The organism is Acinetobacter sp. YH12129 (genome assembly GCF_013418685.1).
Lineage (GTDB): Bacteria > Pseudomonadota > Gammaproteobacteria > Pseudomonadales > Moraxellaceae > Acinetobacter > Acinetobacter amyesii.
Genome location: NZ_VPBP01000007.1, coordinates 1 through 19107 on the forward strand (window position 1 = coordinate 1; position 19107 = coordinate 19107).

At 39.4% G+C, this 19107-nt stretch carries 14 protein-coding genes; 8 read left to right on the forward strand and 6 right to left on the reverse strand.

All coding sequences use genetic code 11. The features are described 5' to 3' along the window. Together FTU65_RS05805 and FTU65_RS05810 are read right to left on the reverse strand one after the other, a co-directional pair. Positions 1 to 4250: Ig-like domain-containing protein (locus FTU65_RS05805; protein ID WP_180066509.1), on the reverse strand; the 4250-nt coding region annotated here is incomplete at its 3' end. 372 nt (positions 4251 to 4622) lie between these two features. Next, a complete protein-coding gene (locus FTU65_RS05810) occupies positions 4623 to 6122 on the reverse strand; it encodes a sodium:proton antiporter (protein WP_180011033.1) in 1500 nt (499 codons plus the stop codon). A 219-nt stretch (positions 6123 to 6341) separates the two neighbouring features. Here FTU65_RS05810 and FTU65_RS05815 point away from each other — a divergent pair, with 219 nt between their 5' ends. Then, the gene (locus tag FTU65_RS05815) at positions 6342 to 6899 is read left to right on the forward strand and encodes a hypothetical protein (protein ID WP_180065236.1); all 558 of its coding nucleotides are present in this window, start codon (positions 6342 to 6344) and stop codon (positions 6897 to 6899) included. Positions 6900 to 6954: 55 nt separating this feature from the next. Here FTU65_RS05815 and FTU65_RS05820 read toward each other — a convergent pair whose 3' ends face one another. Next, on the reverse strand, positions 6955 to 7860 hold the full coding sequence (locus FTU65_RS05820; RefSeq protein ID WP_180065237.1) for a neutral zinc metallopeptidase: 906 nt from the start codon (positions 7858 to 7860) through the stop codon (positions 6955 to 6957). Between the two features lie 46 nt (positions 7861 to 7906). Then, on the reverse strand, positions 7907 to 8833 hold the full coding sequence (locus tag FTU65_RS05825; protein WP_180011037.1) for a DUF808 domain-containing protein: 927 nt from the start codon (positions 8831 to 8833) through the stop codon (positions 7907 to 7909). Between the two features lie 202 nt (positions 8834 to 9035). Here FTU65_RS05825 and trpS point away from each other — a divergent pair, with 202 nt between their 5' ends. Beyond that, positions 9036 to 10049: a tryptophan--tRNA ligase gene (trpS, locus tag FTU65_RS05830; RefSeq protein ID WP_168379231.1), complete on the forward strand. Its 1014-nt coding sequence runs from the start codon at positions 9036 to 9038 to the stop codon at positions 10047 to 10049. A gap of 356 nt (positions 10050 to 10405) precedes the next feature. Here the strand turns inward: trpS and lysS are convergent, their stop codons facing one another. Next, on the reverse strand, positions 10406 to 11932 hold the full coding sequence (lysS, locus tag FTU65_RS05835) for a lysine--tRNA ligase (RefSeq protein ID WP_180011039.1): 1527 nt from the start codon (positions 11930 to 11932) through the stop codon (positions 10406 to 10408). A 460-nt stretch (positions 11933 to 12392) separates the two neighbouring features. Between lysS and FTU65_RS05840 the strand changes: the two genes are divergently transcribed. After that, a complete protein-coding gene (locus FTU65_RS05840) occupies positions 12393 to 12899 on the forward strand; it encodes a YqiA/YcfP family alpha/beta fold hydrolase (RefSeq protein ID WP_078189929.1) in 507 nt (168 codons plus the stop codon). Between the two features lie 93 nt (positions 12900 to 12992). On the opposite strand, the gene FTU65_RS05845 is transcribed toward FTU65_RS05840, so the two are convergent. Further along, on the reverse strand, positions 12993 to 13538 hold the full coding sequence (locus FTU65_RS05845) for an adenine phosphoribosyltransferase (protein WP_078189930.1): 546 nt from the start codon (positions 13536 to 13538) through the stop codon (positions 12993 to 12995). 527 nt (positions 13539 to 14065) lie between these two features. Here FTU65_RS05845 and rubA point away from each other — a divergent pair. From rubA to FTU65_RS05870, 5 genes are all read left to right on the forward strand, one after another. Further along, on the forward strand, positions 14066 to 14230 hold the full coding sequence (rubA, locus tag FTU65_RS05850) for a rubredoxin RubA (RefSeq protein ID WP_005179369.1): 165 nt from the start codon (positions 14066 to 14068) through the stop codon (positions 14228 to 14230). 77 nt (positions 14231 to 14307) lie between these two features. Further along, entirely contained in the window at positions 14308 to 15486 is a 1179-nt protein-coding gene (locus FTU65_RS05855; protein ID WP_180011043.1) for an NAD(P)/FAD-dependent oxidoreductase, read from the forward strand. A gap of 58 nt (positions 15487 to 15544) precedes the next feature. Then, complete coding sequence (locus FTU65_RS05860; protein ID WP_218948613.1) at positions 15545 to 16483, forward strand: alpha/beta fold hydrolase; 939 nt, start codon at positions 15545 to 15547, stop codon at positions 16481 to 16483. A gap of 11 nt (positions 16484 to 16494) precedes the next feature. Beyond that, positions 16495 to 17400: a LysR family transcriptional regulator OxyR gene (gene oxyR, locus FTU65_RS05865; protein WP_180007453.1), complete on the forward strand. Its 906-nt coding sequence runs from the start codon at positions 16495 to 16497 to the stop codon at positions 17398 to 17400. Positions 17401 to 18450: 1050 nt separating this feature from the next. Continuing rightward, positions 18451 to 19062, forward strand: a complete 612-nt coding sequence (locus FTU65_RS05870) for a response regulator transcription factor (RefSeq protein ID WP_180066510.1) — start codon at positions 18451 to 18453, stop codon at positions 19060 to 19062. The last annotated feature ends 45 nt before the right edge of the window (positions 19063 to 19107 follow it).

Here is a 19107-nt window from a genome sequence, read left to right on the forward strand (position 1 = left end):
GCTTGACCTGCATTGCCTGCCGCATCACTATAACTACCTGAAGCAATATCGAGTTTAACGGTCGCTGCACTACCATCTGTGCCATTCGCCACGACTTTAGCAGTCCAACTACCATCGGCTTGTTGTGCTAAGTCGTTGAGTTTGCCACCAGTGACCTGTACATCGTCAGCATCAAAGCCAACGACTTTTTCACTGAAGCTGATTTTCACATCACCATTGTCGGAAATGCTAATCGTTGCTGTTGGGGCTGTGCTATCGATACTTGCCACGCTATGTGAAGCAGTTGCGGCTTGACCAGCATTGCCTGCCGCATCGCTATAGCTGCCTGCAGCAATATCCAGTTTCACGGTCGCTGCACTACCGTCAGTGCCATTCGCCACAACTTTACCGATCCAACTTCCATCGGCTTGCTGTGCTAAGTCTGTCAGTTTTCCGCCAGTGACCTCTACATCGTCTGCATCAAAGCCAACGACTTTTTCACTGAAGCTGATTTTCACATCGCCATTATCCGCAATGCTAATCGTTGCTGTTGGGGCTGTGCTATCGATACTTGCCACGCTATGTGAAGCTGTGGCTGCTTGACCTGCATTGCCTGCCGCATCGCTATAACTTCCTGCAGCAATATCCAGTTTCACGGTCGCAGCACTACCATCTGTGCCATTCGCCACGACTTTAGCAGTCCAACTACCATCGGCTTGTTGTGCCAATTCTTTGAGTTTTCCACCAGAAACTTGTACATCGTCTGCATCAAAACCGACCACTTTTTCACTGAAGCTGATTTTCACATCGCCATTGTCAGCAATCGTAATCGTTGCTTTTGGTGCTGTACTATCGACACTTGCCACGCTATGTGAAGCTGTCGCTGCTTGACCTGCATTGCCTGCCGCATCACTATAACTACCTGAAGCAATATCGAGTTTAACGGTCGCTGCACTACCATCTGTGCCATTCGCCACGACTTTAGCAGTCCAACTACCATCGGCTTGTTGTGCCAAGTCTTTGAGTTTGCCACCAGTGACCTGTACATCGTCAGCATCAAAGCCAACGACTTTTTCACTGAAGCTGATTTTCACATCGCCATTATCGGCAATCGTAATTGTTGCTTTTGGTGCTGAACTATCAACAGTCACTTGGGTCTTTACATCATCACTGATGTTGCCAGCTTTGTCTTTTGCATTAGCAGTAACTTGATATCCACCATCCGTTAAATTTGCCTTAACGCTATAGCTCCAATCACCTTTCGCATCCACTGTCGCGGTACCAGTCTCAATAACATCTCCGTTCGGCTTTTTAACTGTAACCGTCACGGTAGAACCAATTTCAGTTTTGCCTTTTACATCAGGAGTTACATCATTGGTGAGTACTGCATTTTGAATTTCAATTACTGGATCAGTGATATCAATCACGAAGGTTTTAGATGCTGGGCTACTAATATTACCGGCTGCATCTTTTGATACAGCTTCAAGTACATAATAGCCTTCGAGCAATTCATTCGCTGGCGTGTAGGTCCATTTACCTGTAGCGGTGTCGAGTTTCGCTAGGCCTGAATCGATAACTTTATTATTGGCATCGCGCAGGTAAACCGTCACTTCTACACTTTTGGTCGAAGTTCCTGAGAATGTTGGCTTCGTTTGATTGGTCTGCGGAACGTTTGCAGGCACGCTTAATGTGCTGACACGAGAAAATGCTGCAGCAAAATTCGATGTACCAAATAAATCGTCAATATCAACCGTCGGTAAAGTGGTATTAACCGTTCCCTTTTCTGTCTGTTGATTACCCGCAGCATCAGTTGCAGTCACAGTCACTGTATAATCAGCTTCGGCAACAGGTGAATCTGGAGTAAATGTCCAAGTACCATCTTTTACCGTTGTCGTGCCAGCAATATCCTTGCCATTTGAATCTTGTACTTGGACTTGAATATTCGCATCTTCATTCACAGTACCTATAAAATTAGGTTCTTTAAAATCGTCAATCGTGACAATTGGTGCTGTAGCATCTATTGTAAATGATGTGTCTGTGGTACGACCGATATTACCAGCAGCATCTGTAGCAATGGCCTCAACTGAGTATTCTCCATCAATCAGGGTTTTATCAGCACGATAACTCCACTGATCACCGATGACCTCTGCCTTTCCTTGATTAACAATTTCGCCTTTAGTATCTCTGATAACAACGCTAACGTCAGTGCCAACTTCTGTTTTACCTTTAAATTTAGGCATTGAATCCTGAGTTAAAGTTGTATCTTCAATAGATATTTCAGGATTAATCGTATCTTTTGCACCAATCACGGTTGTTGGATCAGAAGTATTGCCTGCTGCATCTTTTGCTGTCACTTTGGCAGTTTCACCATCGGTCACTGCTGGTGATACAGGGATTTCAAATTCACCGAGACTGTTTGCTGTTCCTGAGCCAATTAATTTGCCATTTTCATCACGAACTTCAACTTTTGCGCCTGGCTCAGTTTTACCCGTTACTACTGTGCCGTCTGCATTTAAAGTTGCATTAGGCGCATCAGGTTTGGTGGTGTCTTTTGCAGTCGCTTCTGTTGGTTCTGACTCATTGCCTGCTTTATCTGTCACAGTGACATCAACAGTTTCACCATTGGTTAATGGATCTTTAAGTTCAACATCAAAATTACCTGATGAATCCACTGTACCTGTGCCAATGATTTTGCCGTCTTGATCTTTCACTTCTACAATAGTACCCGGCTCACCTTTACCTGTGACATGTTCACCATCATCAGTAATCACCACATCTTTAGGCGCATCAGGTTTGGTGGTGTCTTTTGCCGTAGCTTCCGTCGGTTCTGACTCATTGCCTGCTTTATCTGTCACAGTCACATCAACTGTTTCACCATTGGTTAATGGATCTTTAAGTTCAACATCAAAATTCCCTGATGAATCCACTGTACCCGTGCCAATGACTTTGCCATCTTGATCTTTCACTTCTACCGTAGTACCCGGCTCACCTTTACCAGTGACATGCTCACCATCATCGGTAATCACCACATCTTTAGGTGCATAAGGTTTGGTCGTATCTTTACCACCTGTTACGGTAGTTGGATCAGAAGTATTGCCTGCTGCATCTTTTGCTGTCACTTTGGCAGTTTCACCATCGCTTACTGCAGGTGATACCGAGATTTCAAATTCACCTAGACTGTTTGCTGTTCCTGAACCAATTAATTTGCCATTTTCATCGCGTACTTCAACTTTTGCACCCGGCTCAGTTTTACCCGTTACTACCGTGCCGTCTTCATTTAATGTTGCATTAGGCGCATCAGGTTTGGTCGTGTCTTTACCACCTGTAACGGTAGTTGGATCAGAAGTATTTCCTGCTACATCTTTTGCTGTAACTTTGGCAGTCTCACCATCAGTCACTGCTGGCGATACTGGGATTTCAAATTCACCTAGACTGTTTGCAGTTCCTGAACCAATTAATTTGCCATTTTCATCGCGCACTTCAACTTTTGCACCCGGCTCAGTTTTACCCGTTACTGCTGTACCGTCTTCATTTAAGGTTGCATTAGGCGCATCAGGTTTGGTGGTGTCTTTTGCAGTAGCTTCTGTTGGTTCTGACTCATTGCCTGCTTTGTCTGTCACAGTGACTTCAACAGTTTCACCATTGGTTAAAGGATCTTTAAGTTCAACACCAAAATTACCTGATGAATCCACTGTGCCTGCGCCAATGACTTTGCCATCTTGATCTTTCACCTCTACCGTAGTACCCGGCTCACCTTTACCTGTGACATGTTCACCATCATCGGTAATTACTACATCTTTAGGCGCTTCAGGTTTAGTCGTATCCTTAGAACCACCAGATGAATCAGATCCACCACCAATAGCCGCACCCAATAAACCAGCACCGGCTGCTCCCGTAATCCAAGGTAAAATTACACCTGTCAAAGAATCGTTATAGAGCAGCGGTTCAATTTCATCTAAAGGTTGGTACTGAATAACATCCGCAATATCACCGTTGACTGTTGTAAATTTGGCCCAATACAATGTGCCGTCTTCATCCTCAAATACCAAACTATTATCTGGTGTCGCCTCACTAAAATAGTTTTGTACAGTAATCACTTCCCCATTTTTTAAGGTGATTATTGCGTCAGCACCATTCTTTGTAATTGAAGCAACATCCTCTTTCCGGATTTTGACTACGATGACAGAATTTTCTATAAGCCCAATTTGATTGGATTCAACTTGATCCAAAACTTTATGACTTTCTTTAGAAATGACAGAAATTTGCGGCATAGGTAAAACCTCATTTATTTGTATTAGGGCCGTTTTTATGCTTTTTGGTTTTGTAATGAGTTATTGGTGACTAATAATTTCTTTAATTACAACTCATTAAAAATAATTTTTTAATTGTGTGCGTTATATCACGCTTTGTATTTATTTTGCACAATTGCTTGAATATTGTATTATTTTTATCAATAGGCTCAGATTTTAGATCCATCTTTATACAAGTAATAACAAACACTTATTTGTGTGATGCAAGTCACAATAATACCGATGAATGACTAGTCATAATTTCACGCATTTTGATGTTACTTGGTGGAATACAACTAGTAATAAAAAAGGAAATGCCCTCGCATTTCCTTTTTTAAGTCAAACAAATCAGTTTTAGAAGTTTTCGGGGTTCTCCAAACGACGAACTTCTTGCACTTTTTCTGGGTTATGTACCGCAGCTACACCATCATCCGCTTTGGTATCTATTAACGCTTCAGGGTTATAAACCGTAATGGTTTCATTACCATGGATATCTTCGCCCACAATATATTGGAAGCCCTTTTTATTCATTTTATGGCACATTCTTTGGTACCAACCTTTGAAGCCTTTGGTTTCTTCATTCGGATTGTAATAAAAAGCATTCATCACAGCAGGTAAACCTAAGCCACACACGAGGCCCGACATTAATACTGCGATAAATGTATATCCAATCAAAATACTACTGTATTCACTAAGTTCAGGAATATTGGCAACCGCAAGGATTAGGGCCAATGAAATACCGCCACGAACCCCACCCCACGATAAAATCGCAAGACTACCGTTATAGCTTTTTTTGCGGAAACTCGGGAAAAATGCGAAGGATAAATAGTTTGCTGCAAAGCGCGATGCATGCAAAATAATAAACGCCACCATACCGCCTAAAATCAAGCTAAGACTTAAATCTAAGATAAATAACTCGAGACCGATCAGGGTAAATAAGAAGGAATTGATGATTCCTTCCACGGTATGCCAGAAATGGTTCACTTCCCTGATTTCTCGGTCTTGGAGGATTTCTTTCCATTTATTCCCAACGATCAGACCACCAATAACACATGCAATTGGTGCAGATGCATGTGCGAATAAAGCGACTAGATATGAACCACTTGCCAATAATGCTGTGGTTAAAATCAAGGACTCCATTTCATGTTTACCGCGGAGTAAACGTAAAATCCCTAAACCAAATGCCCAACCAATAATGATTGCAACAACAATTTCATATAACAGTGTTTCAAGCGTACCAAGGACGGTAAAATGCTCACCTTGCAAGACATTGAGTAAAGTCATAAACACGGCAATACACATGGCATCATTAAAGAGAGATTCGCCTTCTAATTTCACCATCAAATGATGTGGCGCACGTACAGAACTTAATACACCTTTGACCCCAATCGGGTCAGTCGCACCTAAAGCAGCACCTAATAACAACAACACTAATAAATCAACATGATGACCAATTAAGAACTGATAACCATATAAAGCAACACCAAAAAACACCGCACAGAGCACCAAGGCTATACTGGCCAAAATACTGATTGGTTTCCAATGCAAACGTAAATCTGAAACTTTAAATTTCAAGGCAGATGAGGTCAAAATAAAACAAATCACGCCATTAATTAAAAAGTCATAAAAGTCGATATGACGAACGGCCTCTTCAATATTGTGCAAATTAATCGTCACAAATTGATTGCCATTGAGCAGACTTGCGCCCCATTGCAAAATAAAGACAAAAATTGCAGAAACAATGGGAACACCTATGGCTTGTGGAAAGCCCAAGATACGTTTATTAAAAATCGTGGTTGCAATTGAAAGTGCAAAAATAACGGTAAAAACCTGTAGAAAAAAATAATTTCCCATTTCGTTCCCAATTTTGGTGCTGTGTCGCCTACAGAGTGAGATATAGGTATTTTGAAAATAAATACTAAATTTTTTAGTATTTGGAAATAAAATATTCTAACGAATTTTATCTAAATTACGTGTATCAATTCAGTTTTTTTCACATCTTTTATCAAGATCCTTTAACATAGCAAGCCTGCATCGATTTTATGCATTTTTATCCTCTAATTTATTTCTCCTATGCATCAGACCATTAAAACTATTTTTCGACTCTTTTTTGCTGCTGTGATCTTTATCATTACTGCAGCGCTGATCCTGACTTGTTTTAGCAAGACACAGGAAATTTTACGTGCTGAGCACTATTTTAGTCAGGCAAAAAAGGTTTCACTGGATTCAACACCCAAAGAACAATTGGTTTTGGTCTCCAATAATGAATCACCTGATCATGCAATATTTATCATGCTGGCGAATAATGGTTATCTTGCCAAGCTGAGCTGTGAAAACTATGCACAAGATATTTGTCTAGATGAATTTAATCAGCAACATACCCGACAAATTCAACACCTCGATTTACTGAAAATCGGACAATTTCAATATATCCAAAGTGTGAGTTTTACCAATAGCCGCACTGGACAAAAACAACAATTACGCTATAGCGATGCCCAATTAAAACAGTTCTATCAAAACGATATTTCAGGCCTTAAATATACTGTTTTTGGCGTGGCTTTATTTGCATTTGCCGCCTTGTATGTGAGCTATCGTATTGTTCGAAACTTTAGATCATTTCTCAACAAATGAGCTTCAATCAATTTATCAATGAAAAAAGAGGATGTTTGCATCCTCTTTTTTTGTTTTAAATGGCTTGATTAAAGGTATCGCAGCTATTGATATTGCCTGATTTCAACCCTGTCTGGAACCATTTCATACGTTGTTCACTGGTGCCATGCGTGAAGCTATCTGGGACCACTTGCCCAGTTGCACTTTTCTGTAAATAGTCATCACCAATCTTATGTGCAGCGTCCATCGCTTCTTCTACATCGCCCTGCTCTAAAAATTGGGTACGCTGTTGATTATGATGCGCCCAAATACCCGCAAAGCAGTCTGCTTGTAGTTCTTGCATGACCGAATAACGATTACCTTCAGCTTTTGAGGCTTGCGCACGGGCTTGTTGAACTTGATCAGAAATGCCTAAAATCGTTTGGATATGATGTCCAACTTCATGGGCAACCACATAGGCTTGCGCAAAATCACCCGCCTGATCTTGACGACTCAATTCAGTTTGATTTTGTTCACCCGTAATGCCCATTTGCGTACGCATATCTTTAAAGAATGTAGTATCAATATAGACCTTTTGATCTGCTGGGCAATAAAACGGCCCCATTGCAGCTTGTGCTGTACCACAACCCGAGTTGACCACACCATTAAACATAACCAACTTAGGCGGTTTATACTGGGCATTTAACTGTTCTTGGAAGACTTTAGTCCATGTATCTTCCGTATCAGCCAAAACCGTTCCAACAAAATCCATCGCTTCTTGTTGTTCAGGTGTTGGATTATCCAGACCTTTGACTTCAGCCGTTTGACCCTGTGAAGTCACTTGTTTGGTCGCCTGATATGCTTGCTGCGGGTCTACACCAAAAAACTTCCACGCAACAAATGCCACAACCAAACCGAGAATACTGATCCCACCCGCTTTTGCACCGCCACCACCGCGACGGTCTTCTACGTTTGAACTAACTCTTCGACCTTTCCAGCGCATAGTGATCTTCCTTATATAAAATAGTTGATATCCGTGCGTTTACAGATTAATCCTTTTGCGACTTTGGCCATACTTTTTGAATTAAAGATACGACGCACAACACGATTAAACCTGCAATAAAACCTGTCACTAAATTGATTAAAGTCGGTGTTAATGCACCCACAATACTGCCAACTGTAGGAATATGTTCTGCATAATCTACAGAGCCTTCAATAAAATGGTGTAGTAAAGGCACACCATGGGTAATGATGCCACCACCCACTAAAAACATGGCAATGGTACCGACAATGGTCAATGTCTTCATCAACTTAGGTGCAAATGCTAACAAACCTTGTCCAACGGTCTTTTTAAATTGTGATGCTTGTTGAGTGAGATAAAGCCCTAAGTCATCAATTTTGACAATCATCGCGACAAAACCATAGACACCAACGGTCATTAATATTGCAATCACCGAAAGTACCATGACCTTGGTCCCAAATGCCGCAGTTGCAACCGTACCCAATGAAATCACCACAATTTCAGCAGATAAAATAAAATCGGTCCGGATGGCGCCTTTGACTTTTTCTTTCTCAAAAGTCACCAAATCCGTTTCAATATGAGTCATCTCTTCACGAGCAACTCCTTCTGTTTTGGCTTTTTTATGATGCAAACTATGCAGAACTTTTTCCACACCTTCATAACATAAGAACAAACCACCAATCATCAATAGTGGTGTAATCAGCCAAGGTGCAACCACACTGATCAATAAAGCAGCCGGAACCAAAATTAATTTATTAATAAAAGAACCTTTGGCCACAGACCAAACAACTGGAAGTTCACGATCTGAACGGACACCACTGACTTGTTGCGCATTCAGTGCTAAATCATCCCCAAGGACACCCGCTGTTTTTTTGGCTGCCATCTTACTCATAACAGCAACGTCATCCAGCACAGTTGCAATATCATCAAGTAAGATTAATAAGCTATTCGCCATTATTTTTATCCTTTAGGCATTTTTTAATATTCTAATTCTATTTAACGCTAAAATTGTATTTAGTTTTTTAATAATTAACAAAATATTCACCCATTTTTCAGTCAATTGTGCTGTGTCAGTAACAATCAAAAATAGAATGCCGTACAATGGGGACATTCTTTGAAAATCAGCCGTAGCTTTGACTACCACTTTGGAACAGATAATGAGTACTCAAGATAATCGTCCAGTGATTTTGACTGGCGACCGTCCGACTGGACAATTACATTTAGGTCATTTTGTAGGTTCTTTACGTTCACGTGTAGGTTTACAAGATTCGCATCATCAACATCTTCTTTTAGCTGATGCTCAAGCCTTAACTGATAATGCCGATAACTTCGAAAAAGTTCGTCGCAATATTATTGAAGTCGCAACCGATTATCTTGCTGTAGGAATTGACCCAACCAAAACCACGATTTGCGTTCAATCATGCTTACCAGCATTAAATGAATTGACCATGTTGTATTTGAACTTTGTGACGGTGTCTCGCTTAGAGCGTAATCCAACCATCAAATCTGAAATTCAAATGCGTGGATTTGAGCGTGACATTCCTGCAGGTTTCTTATGCTATCCAGTAGCTCAAGCTGCCGATATTACAGCGTTTAAAGCATCTGTCGTTCCTGTCGGCGAAGACCAAATTCCAATGATTGAACAAACCAACGAAATTGTTCGTCGTTTAAACCGTCAAATTGGTCGTGACGTACTTCCTGAATGTAAAGCTTTACTCTCTAATGTCGGCCGCTTGCCAGGTTTTGATGGTAAAGCAAAAATGTCTAAATCTTTGGGCAATACCATTGTGCTTGACGCGACTGATAAAGATATCAAGAAAGCTGTTAATGCAATGTATACCGATCCAAATCATTTACGTATTGAAGATCCAGGTCAAGTTGAAGGTAACGTCGTATTTACTTACCTCGATGCATTCGATCCTGATAAAGAAGCTGTTGCAGAGCTGAAAGAACACTATCGTCGTGGTGGCCTAGGCGATGGTACTGTGAAAAAGCGTCTTGAAGGCGTGCTAAAAGAGCTGATCGGCCCGATCCGTGAACGCCGTTTAGAATTGCAAAAAGATCCTGACTACATCATGGATATTTTAAAAACCGGTACCGATAAATGCCGTGATATTACCCAACAAACGTTAGATGAAATTAAATCTGGACTGGGTGTTTTCCACTTCTAAATTTAAAAAATTCTATAAAATTAAGCCTTTCCAATGTGAAAGGCTTTTTTATAGGCACTTTTTGTGAAGGTATTCACAAAATCTCCTTAGTTTTAACGTTAGGTAACATCACTTAACGTGAACACCAATGAAATGACTGACCGTTCACTCTATTATCTATTTATGTTTTAGGAATATCTAAATTCATAACATTTCTCCTTTACCGAACCTGTGAAAACAGATTCGTTGTTATACGCAATGAACACCCCAATCATTGCGTATTTTTTTGTCTGAAAATTGGCTAAGAAGAATTAAATATCCTCTATTGAAACAATAAAAAAACCCGCATTAAGCGGGTTTTTATTTCAAAAACTAAATTAGTTTTTATGACGCATATGTGGGAACAAGATCACTTCACGAATACTTGCAGCATTGGCAAATAACATGACCAAACGGTCAATACCGATACCCTCACCCGCTGTAGGAGGTAAGCCGTATTCCAATGCTTCAATGAAGTCTGCATCGTAATGCATTGCTTCATCATCACCTGCATCTTTTTCGGCAACTTGAGCTTGGAAACGTTCAGCTTGATCAATTGGGTCATTTAACTCTGAGAAACCATTTGCCAACTCACGACCACCGATGAAGAATTCAAAACGATCGGTAATATGTGGATTATCATCATTACGACGTGCTAATGGTGAAGTTTCCGCAGGGTATTCTGTGATGAATGTCGGTTGACGAAGTTCAGTTTCAACAGTTTCTTCAAATACGATGGTTTGAAGTTTACCTAAACCAAAACCAGGTTTTACTTGCTCTTTCAGTTCATTTTTAACGAAGTTAGCAAGGAACTCACGGTCAGCTACATTTTCAGCAGTGAACGTTGGGTTGTGTTCAAGAATCGCATCAAACATCGAAATCTTCTTGAATGGACCTTTGAAGCTATACACTTCATCACCATAAGGCACATCAGTCGAACCCAAGATGTCGATCGCCAATTTTTCAAGCATATTTTCAGTCAAAGCCATCAGGTCTTTGTAGTCTGCATACGCTTGGTAGAATTCGATCATGGTGAATTCTGGGTTATGACGTGTTGATACACCTTCGTTACGGAAGTTACGGTTAATTTCGAACACACGCTCAAAACCACCAACGACCAAACGTTTTAAGTAAAGCTCAGGTGCAATACGTAAGAATAAAGGCATATCCAAAGCGTTGTGATGAGTTTCGAATGGACGCGCAGACGCACCACCCGGAATCACATGCATCATTGGTGTTTCAACTTCCATGAAACGCTCATTGCTCAAATATGAACGAATACCTGACACCACTTTTGCACGAATTTCAAAAGTTTTACGTGTTTCTTCGTTCATGATGAGGTCTAAATAACGCTTACGGTATTTAACTTCAGTATCAGTCAAACCATGGAATTTGTCTGGAAGAGGACGAAGTGATTTAGTTAAAAGCTCAAAATGTTCAATATGAACATACAGGTCACCTTTACCAGAACGACCAATATAACCTTCAATGGCTATAATATCGCCCAAATCGAGTGCTTTAATAGTTGCAAGAACATCAGCATCCAACTCTTTACGTGGTACATAAAGCTGGATACGACCAGTCATATCTTGGATTACGATGAATGAACCGCGGTTCAACATCACACGACCAGCAACTTTTACATAAACCTTTTCGCCTGCTTCAATTTCTTCTTTTGATTTTTCAGCGAATTGGTCTTGTAAATCTTGTGCATAGTGTTCACGCTTAAATGTGTTAGGCCACGGGCTAACACCTGTTTCCTTGGCGTGCTCTTTGATGTGCTCTAACTTGGCATGACGCTGTGCAATTAAATCGTTTTCGGAAATGGCTTGTTCAGAAGTCGATTGAGCGTTATGTTGCGTCATCTCTGTCTCAAATAGTTAAAAAACGGAAGTTGCATAGCATAGCAGATTTCCTTTGAATTGAGCAGTAAGCAATGTGCGCATTTTTTCAATAAGTTGAAATTTATCAAAGTAAGTTGTTTTGACAGCTATACTTTCAGGTTTGCTTAATTCATACCTTTCAGATATGCACGAGATAAAAGTTAAATATTTAAACTCAGTAAGCCAATATTTAGCGACATCTAAATGACAACCACATACTTTAAAACATCCATAAACATCAATATATTGAAATATATTTCAATAGCTTAATTCAACCTTTTACTCTATTTTCTTTAAGACTAAAGTCTTTTAAATGCCTACAAATTAGACCAAAAGCTAAATTCTCTTTTTGACAATTCTCTCTACAATGAAATCATAAAATTGTTGAAAAATAAAATATTCAACACATCCAAAATGCCTGAAAACAGTGTGTAGAAAAACAATGACTTCCTGCTTATCGAAAATTCTGTTTTTACATGGATTAGATTCTTCCCGTGAATCCACCAAATTCCATGCCATCGATGCAAAACAAAAATTCTGCATTGAAGTGGACTATCGCAACTTAAATTTTCAAACTGTTGCGGACTTTTACCACGAGAGTATTGAAACTATTAAGCCCGATATCATCGTCGGTCATAGTCTCGGGGCATACTGGGCTTTGAAAATGTCGCTGTTTCATCGCATTCCGTGTGTAATTGCCAACCCGAGCCTGCATCCAGACTTTCGCGACGACTACCCTGCAATCAATGAAATGGATTTGGATCACGATATTCCACAAATTGCCTATATCGAACGTGGTGATGAAATCTTAGATATGTATGAAGCAGAGCAACAACTCGAAGATTATATGCAAGTTCAAGTCATGGATGGCGGACACCATCGTCTACAATGCCCTGAAAATATTAATGATTTAATCCAGCATCTCGAATTAAACTACTTAAAAAAATAAATCATAATATTCATCATAAGCAGCAACGTCGTTTTTATCAGACATAAAAAAGCCCTGTCATAGACAAGGCTTTTTACATTTTAAAGCTGACGCTTAGGCAGCATCTGCTTCAGGACGTGTTTTATCATCTAAAACAGACCAGATATTTAAACCTAAATCTTTATGCAAGTCAGGCAAATCTAAGAAAATGCTTGCTCCTAAAACTTGGTGTTTACATTTTTCAGCCAATTGTTTCACTGCACGAAGCGTACCGCCCGTCGCCAATACGTCATCTACAATAATCACTTTTTGTGATTCGATTTCAGCCGACATTTCAAGACGATCTAGACCGTATTCAAGGCTGTAACCAACACCGACCACTGGTGGTGGTAATTTGCCGGCTTTACGCACCAAGACCAAACCTTTGCCAGTACGCTGAGCAAGTAAACTTGCCAAAACAAAACCACGCGCTTCAACCGCAATAAAGCTATCTACTTCTGCCAATTGCTCAGCTGGAATACTTGCAATTAGGGCATCAGTTAACGATTCGATGTTATTCATAAATAACGGCGTAAGGTCAAAGAAGCAAATTCCTGGTTTTGGGAAATCTTGGACAGTACGAATGTTAGACCACAATGCCGCAGCAGTAGAATTACTCATAATAGGAGAAAATAAATTAAGGAAGGAATGTGTGAATTTTAACGCGATTTGAGAGAAAAGAACAGCTAACCCCCGACTAAAATGCATATTTAAGATACAGCAAATTTACATAAGTTATTGATTATTAATATTGTATTTATTTAAAAAATATCAAATATATATTTTCCTAATCATAAAATAAAAGATTTTAGAGTTTTTTTCTGCAAGACTTTAGTCTATGAATATAGAAAAAGCGGTATTTAGAACCCAATTCACGGAAATGAATTCCAATATAGCTTTCAATAGGCATAAATATTGTCAGACAATTTTTCCCAGATCTGGGGTTTTGATGATATTTATTGTCCCTCACTGCCATTCTGCTTTTAATTTCACTCATTAAACTCTTAGCCACTTTACTTTATCGTTAGAACTGCGTAAAAATTTAACATAAGAGTCTACTGTATAAGGCTAATTAACCTTAAGGTATAAACTTATACAGTTATGAAGTATTTACTGACTTAATTTTGTGTCAGTTTTTGGAGAATGGAATGAAAAAGTATCAGTGCATCGTTTGTGGATGGATTTATGACGAAGCAGAAGGCTGGCCACAAGACGGTATCGTGGCAGGAACGAAATGGGAAGATATCCCAGATGATTGGACTTGCCCAGACTGTGGCGTCTCAAAAGTAGATTTTGAAATGGTTGAAATCTAATAAATAGAATCTAAGGCCATCATCGTTATGGTCTTTTTTTTGTCTTTAAAAAATATGAAATGTGTTTGGAGTTGAGTATGCGCCCTATTGTCATTATTGGTTCTGGTATGGCGGGATATGCCGTTGCACGTGAATTTCGAAAGTTAAATACTGAACTAGAACTTATTATGATCTGTGCGGATGATGCCATTAACTACGCTAAACCGACATTATCCAATGCGCTCGTTGGTAATAAAACTCCTGAGCAAATCCCTCTAGGGGATGCCGAAAAAATGTCGGCTCAACTCAATATGCAAATCATCAATAAGAGTTGGGTTAAATCCATTGATGCAGCAAAACATGAGCTTACTATTGAAAGCCAAAATGGAACTCAAACACAACTATATTCAAAACTCGTTTTAGCAGTCGGCGCAAATCCAATTCGCTTAGCTATTTCGGGTGATGGCAGTGAAGACATTCATGTCGTCAACAATTTAGATCACTACAAAGCTTTCCGTAAACAGCTTGCAGCACGTGAAGATAAACGTGTGGTGATTTTAGGGGCAGGCTTGATTGGCTGTGAATTTGCCAACGACCTCCAAAATACTGGGGCGAAAGTATCGGTGGTCGATTTAGCTCCGCAACCTTTAGGTCGCCTACTGCCGTCTCATGTTGCAGCTAAATTCCAAAGCAATTTAGAAGAAACGGGTATTCAATTCGTTTTAGGTACGACAGTCGACAAAGTGTCACGTATTGAAAATGGTGACTATCAAGTTAGCCTTGCCAATGGTCAAAGCTTAGTGGCAGATGTTGTGTTGTCTGCGATTGGTCTACAGCCTGAGATTAACTTAGCAAAACAAGCCGGCATTCACACCAGTCGTGGTGTATTAACCAATAAAGGCTTAGAAACCAACTTGGCAGATATCTATGCTGTCGGTGACTGTGCTGAAGTTAATGGTACCCTTCTGCCATACGTGATGCCAATCATGCAACAAGCACGTGCTTTGGCAAAAACCCTCAATGGTGAGCATACCGCTGTGCATTATCCAGCTATGCCTGTAGCCGTTAAAACACCTGCAGCACCTTTAACTGTTCTTCCTGCACCTATTGATGTTGAAACTCAATGGGAAACAGAAGAACTTGAAGATGGCATGATTGCCCGTGCGATCGATCAAGATGGCGTATTACGTGGATTTGTACTGCTCGGTGCAACTGCTGGGAAGCAACGCTTAACTTTGACTAAGCAGGTTCCGGACTTGATTCCCGCTTCAGTTTAAGGTTTAAATACAAGGACGTCCTGATAATAATAGACGTCCTTTTTAAAGGAAAATAACAATGAATAGTGCCCTTCAGTTTAATATTTCACCTTATGCCTCTTTTATGCATGAAACTCGCGTTGAGTTAGGCAATGGCATTGAACTTCATGTCGAGGTGGGTGGTCATCCTGAAGATCCTGCAATCTTATTGATTATGGGACTCGGCGCACAAATGTTGTATTGGCCCGATTTCTTTTGTAAGTCCCTAATAGACCAAGGTTACCGAGTTATTCGCTTTGATAATCGCGATATTGGTCTGTCGAGTAAAATTCGTAACCCAGGCCCACGTCTTAACACCTTTAAACTGATGGGACGTTTTGCCTTAGGTCTAGAGAATCAAGGTGCGCCTTATGATCTATACGATATGGCAGACGATGTTGCACTGTTAATTGATCGTATGGGACTTGATAAAGTCCATATTTTAGGCGCTTCGATGGGCGGCATGATTGCTCAAATCGTGGCGGCACGCTATCCAGATAAAGTGCACAACTTAAGCTTACTTTTTACCAGTAACATCCACCCCTTACTTCCACCACCATTTCCAAAGCAATTATTTAGTCTAATTGAAAAACCTGAATCTAACGATGAAGATGGCATTATTAACCATAGTCTGAAAGTTTTTAATATTATAGGCTCTCCAGGCTATATTAATCAGCTTGAAGCGATACAAACTGCACGTAAACTCTATAAACGGAGTTATTACCCAGCTGGTGTACTTCAACAGTTTTTAGCAATATTATGTACAGGTTCCCTGCTGCAGTTGGATAAACAAATTCAGCATAAAACCATTGTGGTTCATGGAGCTCGTGACCGTTTGCTGCCGCCAAGCCATGGTAAGGCCGTTGCAAAGGCTATTTCAGGTGCTAAATTTGAATTAATTGATGGAATGGGGCATGATATCCCACCGCATTTTATTCCATATCTTAGCGGTTTGTTTGCTGATCACTTTAAATCATAAATTAGGACACTATGGCTGCATTACCATCCTTAAGACAGCTGTCATATCTAGTAACACTGTCAGAAACGCTACACTTTACTGAAGCTGCGCGTCGTTCTTTTGTCACCCAGTCTACTTTGTCTGGCGGGATCATGGAACTTGAGCGTTTACTAGGTGGCGTATTGGTAGAACGCGACCGTCAAAACGTGCGTTTAACTCCTCTTGGTGAACAAGTTGTCGGAAGAGCTCGAGTTCTATTGGCAGATGCGCAAGACCTAATGCGTTTAAGTCGTGAAATGAGCGAACCTCTAACGGGTGATTTACATCTAGGGGTCATTCCTACTATTGCGCCATTTTTACTTGCACCATTATTAGAAGAAGTGCATAAGCAACTACCAAAAATTCAATTGCATTTACATGAAGCACAAAGTGAAAAAATTGTTGAGAAACTCGAGCACGGTAATCTAGATATCGTATTACTTGCTCTTCCTTTCGATACACGTAGCTTGAAAGTTGCAGAAGTAAACAAAGAAAAATTGTTCTTGGTGTACAACAAAGCTGACCAAAATGCAGCTCAAGCGAAATCTTTAGACGACCTAGATTTATCTCGTTTAATGTTGCTTGAAGAAGGCCATTGCTTACGTGATCATGCTTTGAGTGCTTGCCCGATTGGTGAACGTAAAAATGACCATCGTTTAAAAGCAAGCTCTTTACCAACTTTGGTTGAGATGGTTTCCGCAGATTTAGGCTTTACCTTATTGCCTGAAATTGCAGTTCATACCAATATGATCAAAGCCAATGAAGATTTGGCTGTAAAAGAAATTGAAGCAAGTCCTACACGCACATTGGCATTGGTGACGCGTAAGAGTACGCCGCTTCAAAGTGAATTTGATGTATTGCTTCAAATCTTGCAGAAAATCACCAATAATCTACACTAATCAATAATCAATCCGTGAATATCAAAGAGAGCACATGGCTCTCTTTTTTATTGTGCAGAAGTTAATATTAATTTAAAAACTGATGTTACTCACGTAAAAGTAATTTCGCATTTTTAAATCTATTCGATGGAATCTTACATCTAGGGATTGAATAAAGAGATTAGTTTTCGGCTGGAGGTACTCTTACGAAACGTTGTTTCTTCATTCGGCAAAATGAGAAGTGCGCTTCGTAAGAAAACCATCTTGCAGAGCAATGCTCCTCACCGCAAAACTCGTTCACTAGCGTCTACTTATTCAAAGTATCGCAAAAACATTTTTGATTAGAAGTCATCCTGTCTCAAACACTTGCGGATGGCCTTACGCATATCGGTTTTTATTTAAATCAAATCGCGCTTCTGATGTTACTATATAACATCAGTTAAAAAATGAAATACAGCATCTAGAAAAAAGAAAAGGCTAACCCAAATAGGTAGCCTGATAAGGTAATATATGACTTGATGTATATCTCAATTCATCGCCTCGATAATATCTTCACACTAGCCAGATAAGTAAGAAGATAAATACATCTTATTAAAATATAACCTTCGTTAAAATCACTAGTTTCAGGTATTTTAGATAAAGTAGGCGAATTGAAAATAAGGTCCTATAGAATAAATGTTGACTAAAAATCAATCACATTATTTTAAATATTTACTACGCTTTATATTTAAAATAACTAAGCAATAGATAGAAATAAATTCATATCGGAAACAGTCCAATTTATCCGTTGTCAAAATACGGTATTCACATTTCGATTATTTTTTTCAATCCGAATACAAATTTAATTGTTATTTAACCAATAAATCTAAAATTAAAAACAAAAAACCATAAATCTTTTCATTCAAAATAATGAAAAACACCAAAAATATACGCTATTTAAATTCTATTAAATCACAATAACTTAATTATATTTTGATGTATAAATCCCAACTTCTAGGTATATTTTTATGATTCGCATTCGTGCAAATTATGGAAATGCAATTTGATTAAAATAATAAATGAGCGAAATGTATGATGAGTGAATTTTTATTACCAGTACCCGTTTTGATTATTGATCATCAATCGATGACTTCAAAAACAGTGCTGTTTAACATCTTAGGAGACCTCGGTTATCCTGAAGACCTCATTACATTTTCAGAAAATTTAGCAGATGCGGAACAACAAATTTTCAATCAATTGCCCAATTTAATCTTTTTAGTGGTCACGCAACAGTCTGATATCTCTTTCATCCATAAAATTAAAAAGATCTATCCTTCGAGTAATCTCATCATTTTAGTCAATGAACAATCTGCTGATTTAACCTTACATGCGATTCAGATCGGTGCAACCGCCTATATGCTGATTCAACAACCGATTGAAGACACTTATAACCAACTGAAAACCATTTTAAGAGGTGGGGCTGCCCTTCATCCTAGTTTTGCTAAATTTTTATTGAGTGAAACTTTTAGTCCGCAAAATGCAGCGCCGAAGCAGCTCAGTCTGAATCCAGCTGAATACCAAATTTTAGATATGGTCAGCCATAGCGCGACTCAAGAGCAGATGGTCCGTGAGTTAAAACTTTCAACGTATCAAATTGATGGTTTTGTTAAAAATATCTACCGAAAAATTAGTAGCTACAGCTAAATTTAGTTCAGATAAATGATTCAAAAAAACTTATAAATTAAAAAA

What these genes read in the sequence shown, in the direction of transcription:
- FTU65_RS05810 (WP_180011033.1), bottom strand. Translation starts at nt 6,122, where the DNA reads ATGGGAAATTATTTTTTTCTACAGGTTTTTACCGTTATTTTTGCACTT.
- FTU65_RS05815 (WP_180065236.1), top strand. Translation starts at nt 6,342, where the DNA reads ATGCATCAGACCATTAAAACTATTTTTCGACTCTTTTTTGCTGCTGTG.
- FTU65_RS05820 (WP_180065237.1), bottom strand. Translation starts at nt 7,860, where the DNA reads ATGCGCTGGAAAGGTCGAAGAGTTAGTTCAAACGTAGAAGACCGTCGC.
- FTU65_RS05825 (WP_180011037.1), bottom strand. Translation starts at nt 8,833, where the DNA reads ATGGCGAATAGCTTATTAATCTTACTTGATGATATTGCAACTGTGCTG.
- trpS (WP_168379231.1), top strand. Translation starts at nt 9,036, where the DNA reads ATGAGTACTCAAGATAATCGTCCAGTGATTTTGACTGGCGACCGTCCG.
- lysS (WP_180011039.1), bottom strand. Translation starts at nt 11,932, where the DNA reads ATGACGCAACATAACGCTCAATCGACTTCTGAACAAGCCATTTCCGAA.
- FTU65_RS05840 (WP_078189929.1), top strand. Translation starts at nt 12,393, where the DNA reads ATGACTTCCTGCTTATCGAAAATTCTGTTTTTACATGGATTAGATTCT.
- FTU65_RS05845 (WP_078189930.1), bottom strand. Translation starts at nt 13,538, where the DNA reads ATGAGTAATTCTACTGCTGCGGCATTGTGGTCTAACATTCGTACTGTC.
- rubA (WP_005179369.1), top strand. Translation starts at nt 14,066, where the DNA reads ATGAAAAAGTATCAGTGCATCGTTTGTGGATGGATTTATGACGAAGCA.
- FTU65_RS05855 (WP_180011043.1), top strand. Translation starts at nt 14,308, where the DNA reads ATGCGCCCTATTGTCATTATTGGTTCTGGTATGGCGGGATATGCCGTT.
- FTU65_RS05860 (WP_218948613.1), top strand. Translation starts at nt 15,545, where the DNA reads ATGAATAGTGCCCTTCAGTTTAATATTTCACCTTATGCCTCTTTTATG.
- oxyR (WP_180007453.1), top strand. Translation starts at nt 16,495, where the DNA reads ATGGCTGCATTACCATCCTTAAGACAGCTGTCATATCTAGTAACACTG.
- FTU65_RS05870 (WP_180066510.1), top strand. Translation starts at nt 18,451, where the DNA reads ATGATGAGTGAATTTTTATTACCAGTACCCGTTTTGATTATTGATCAT.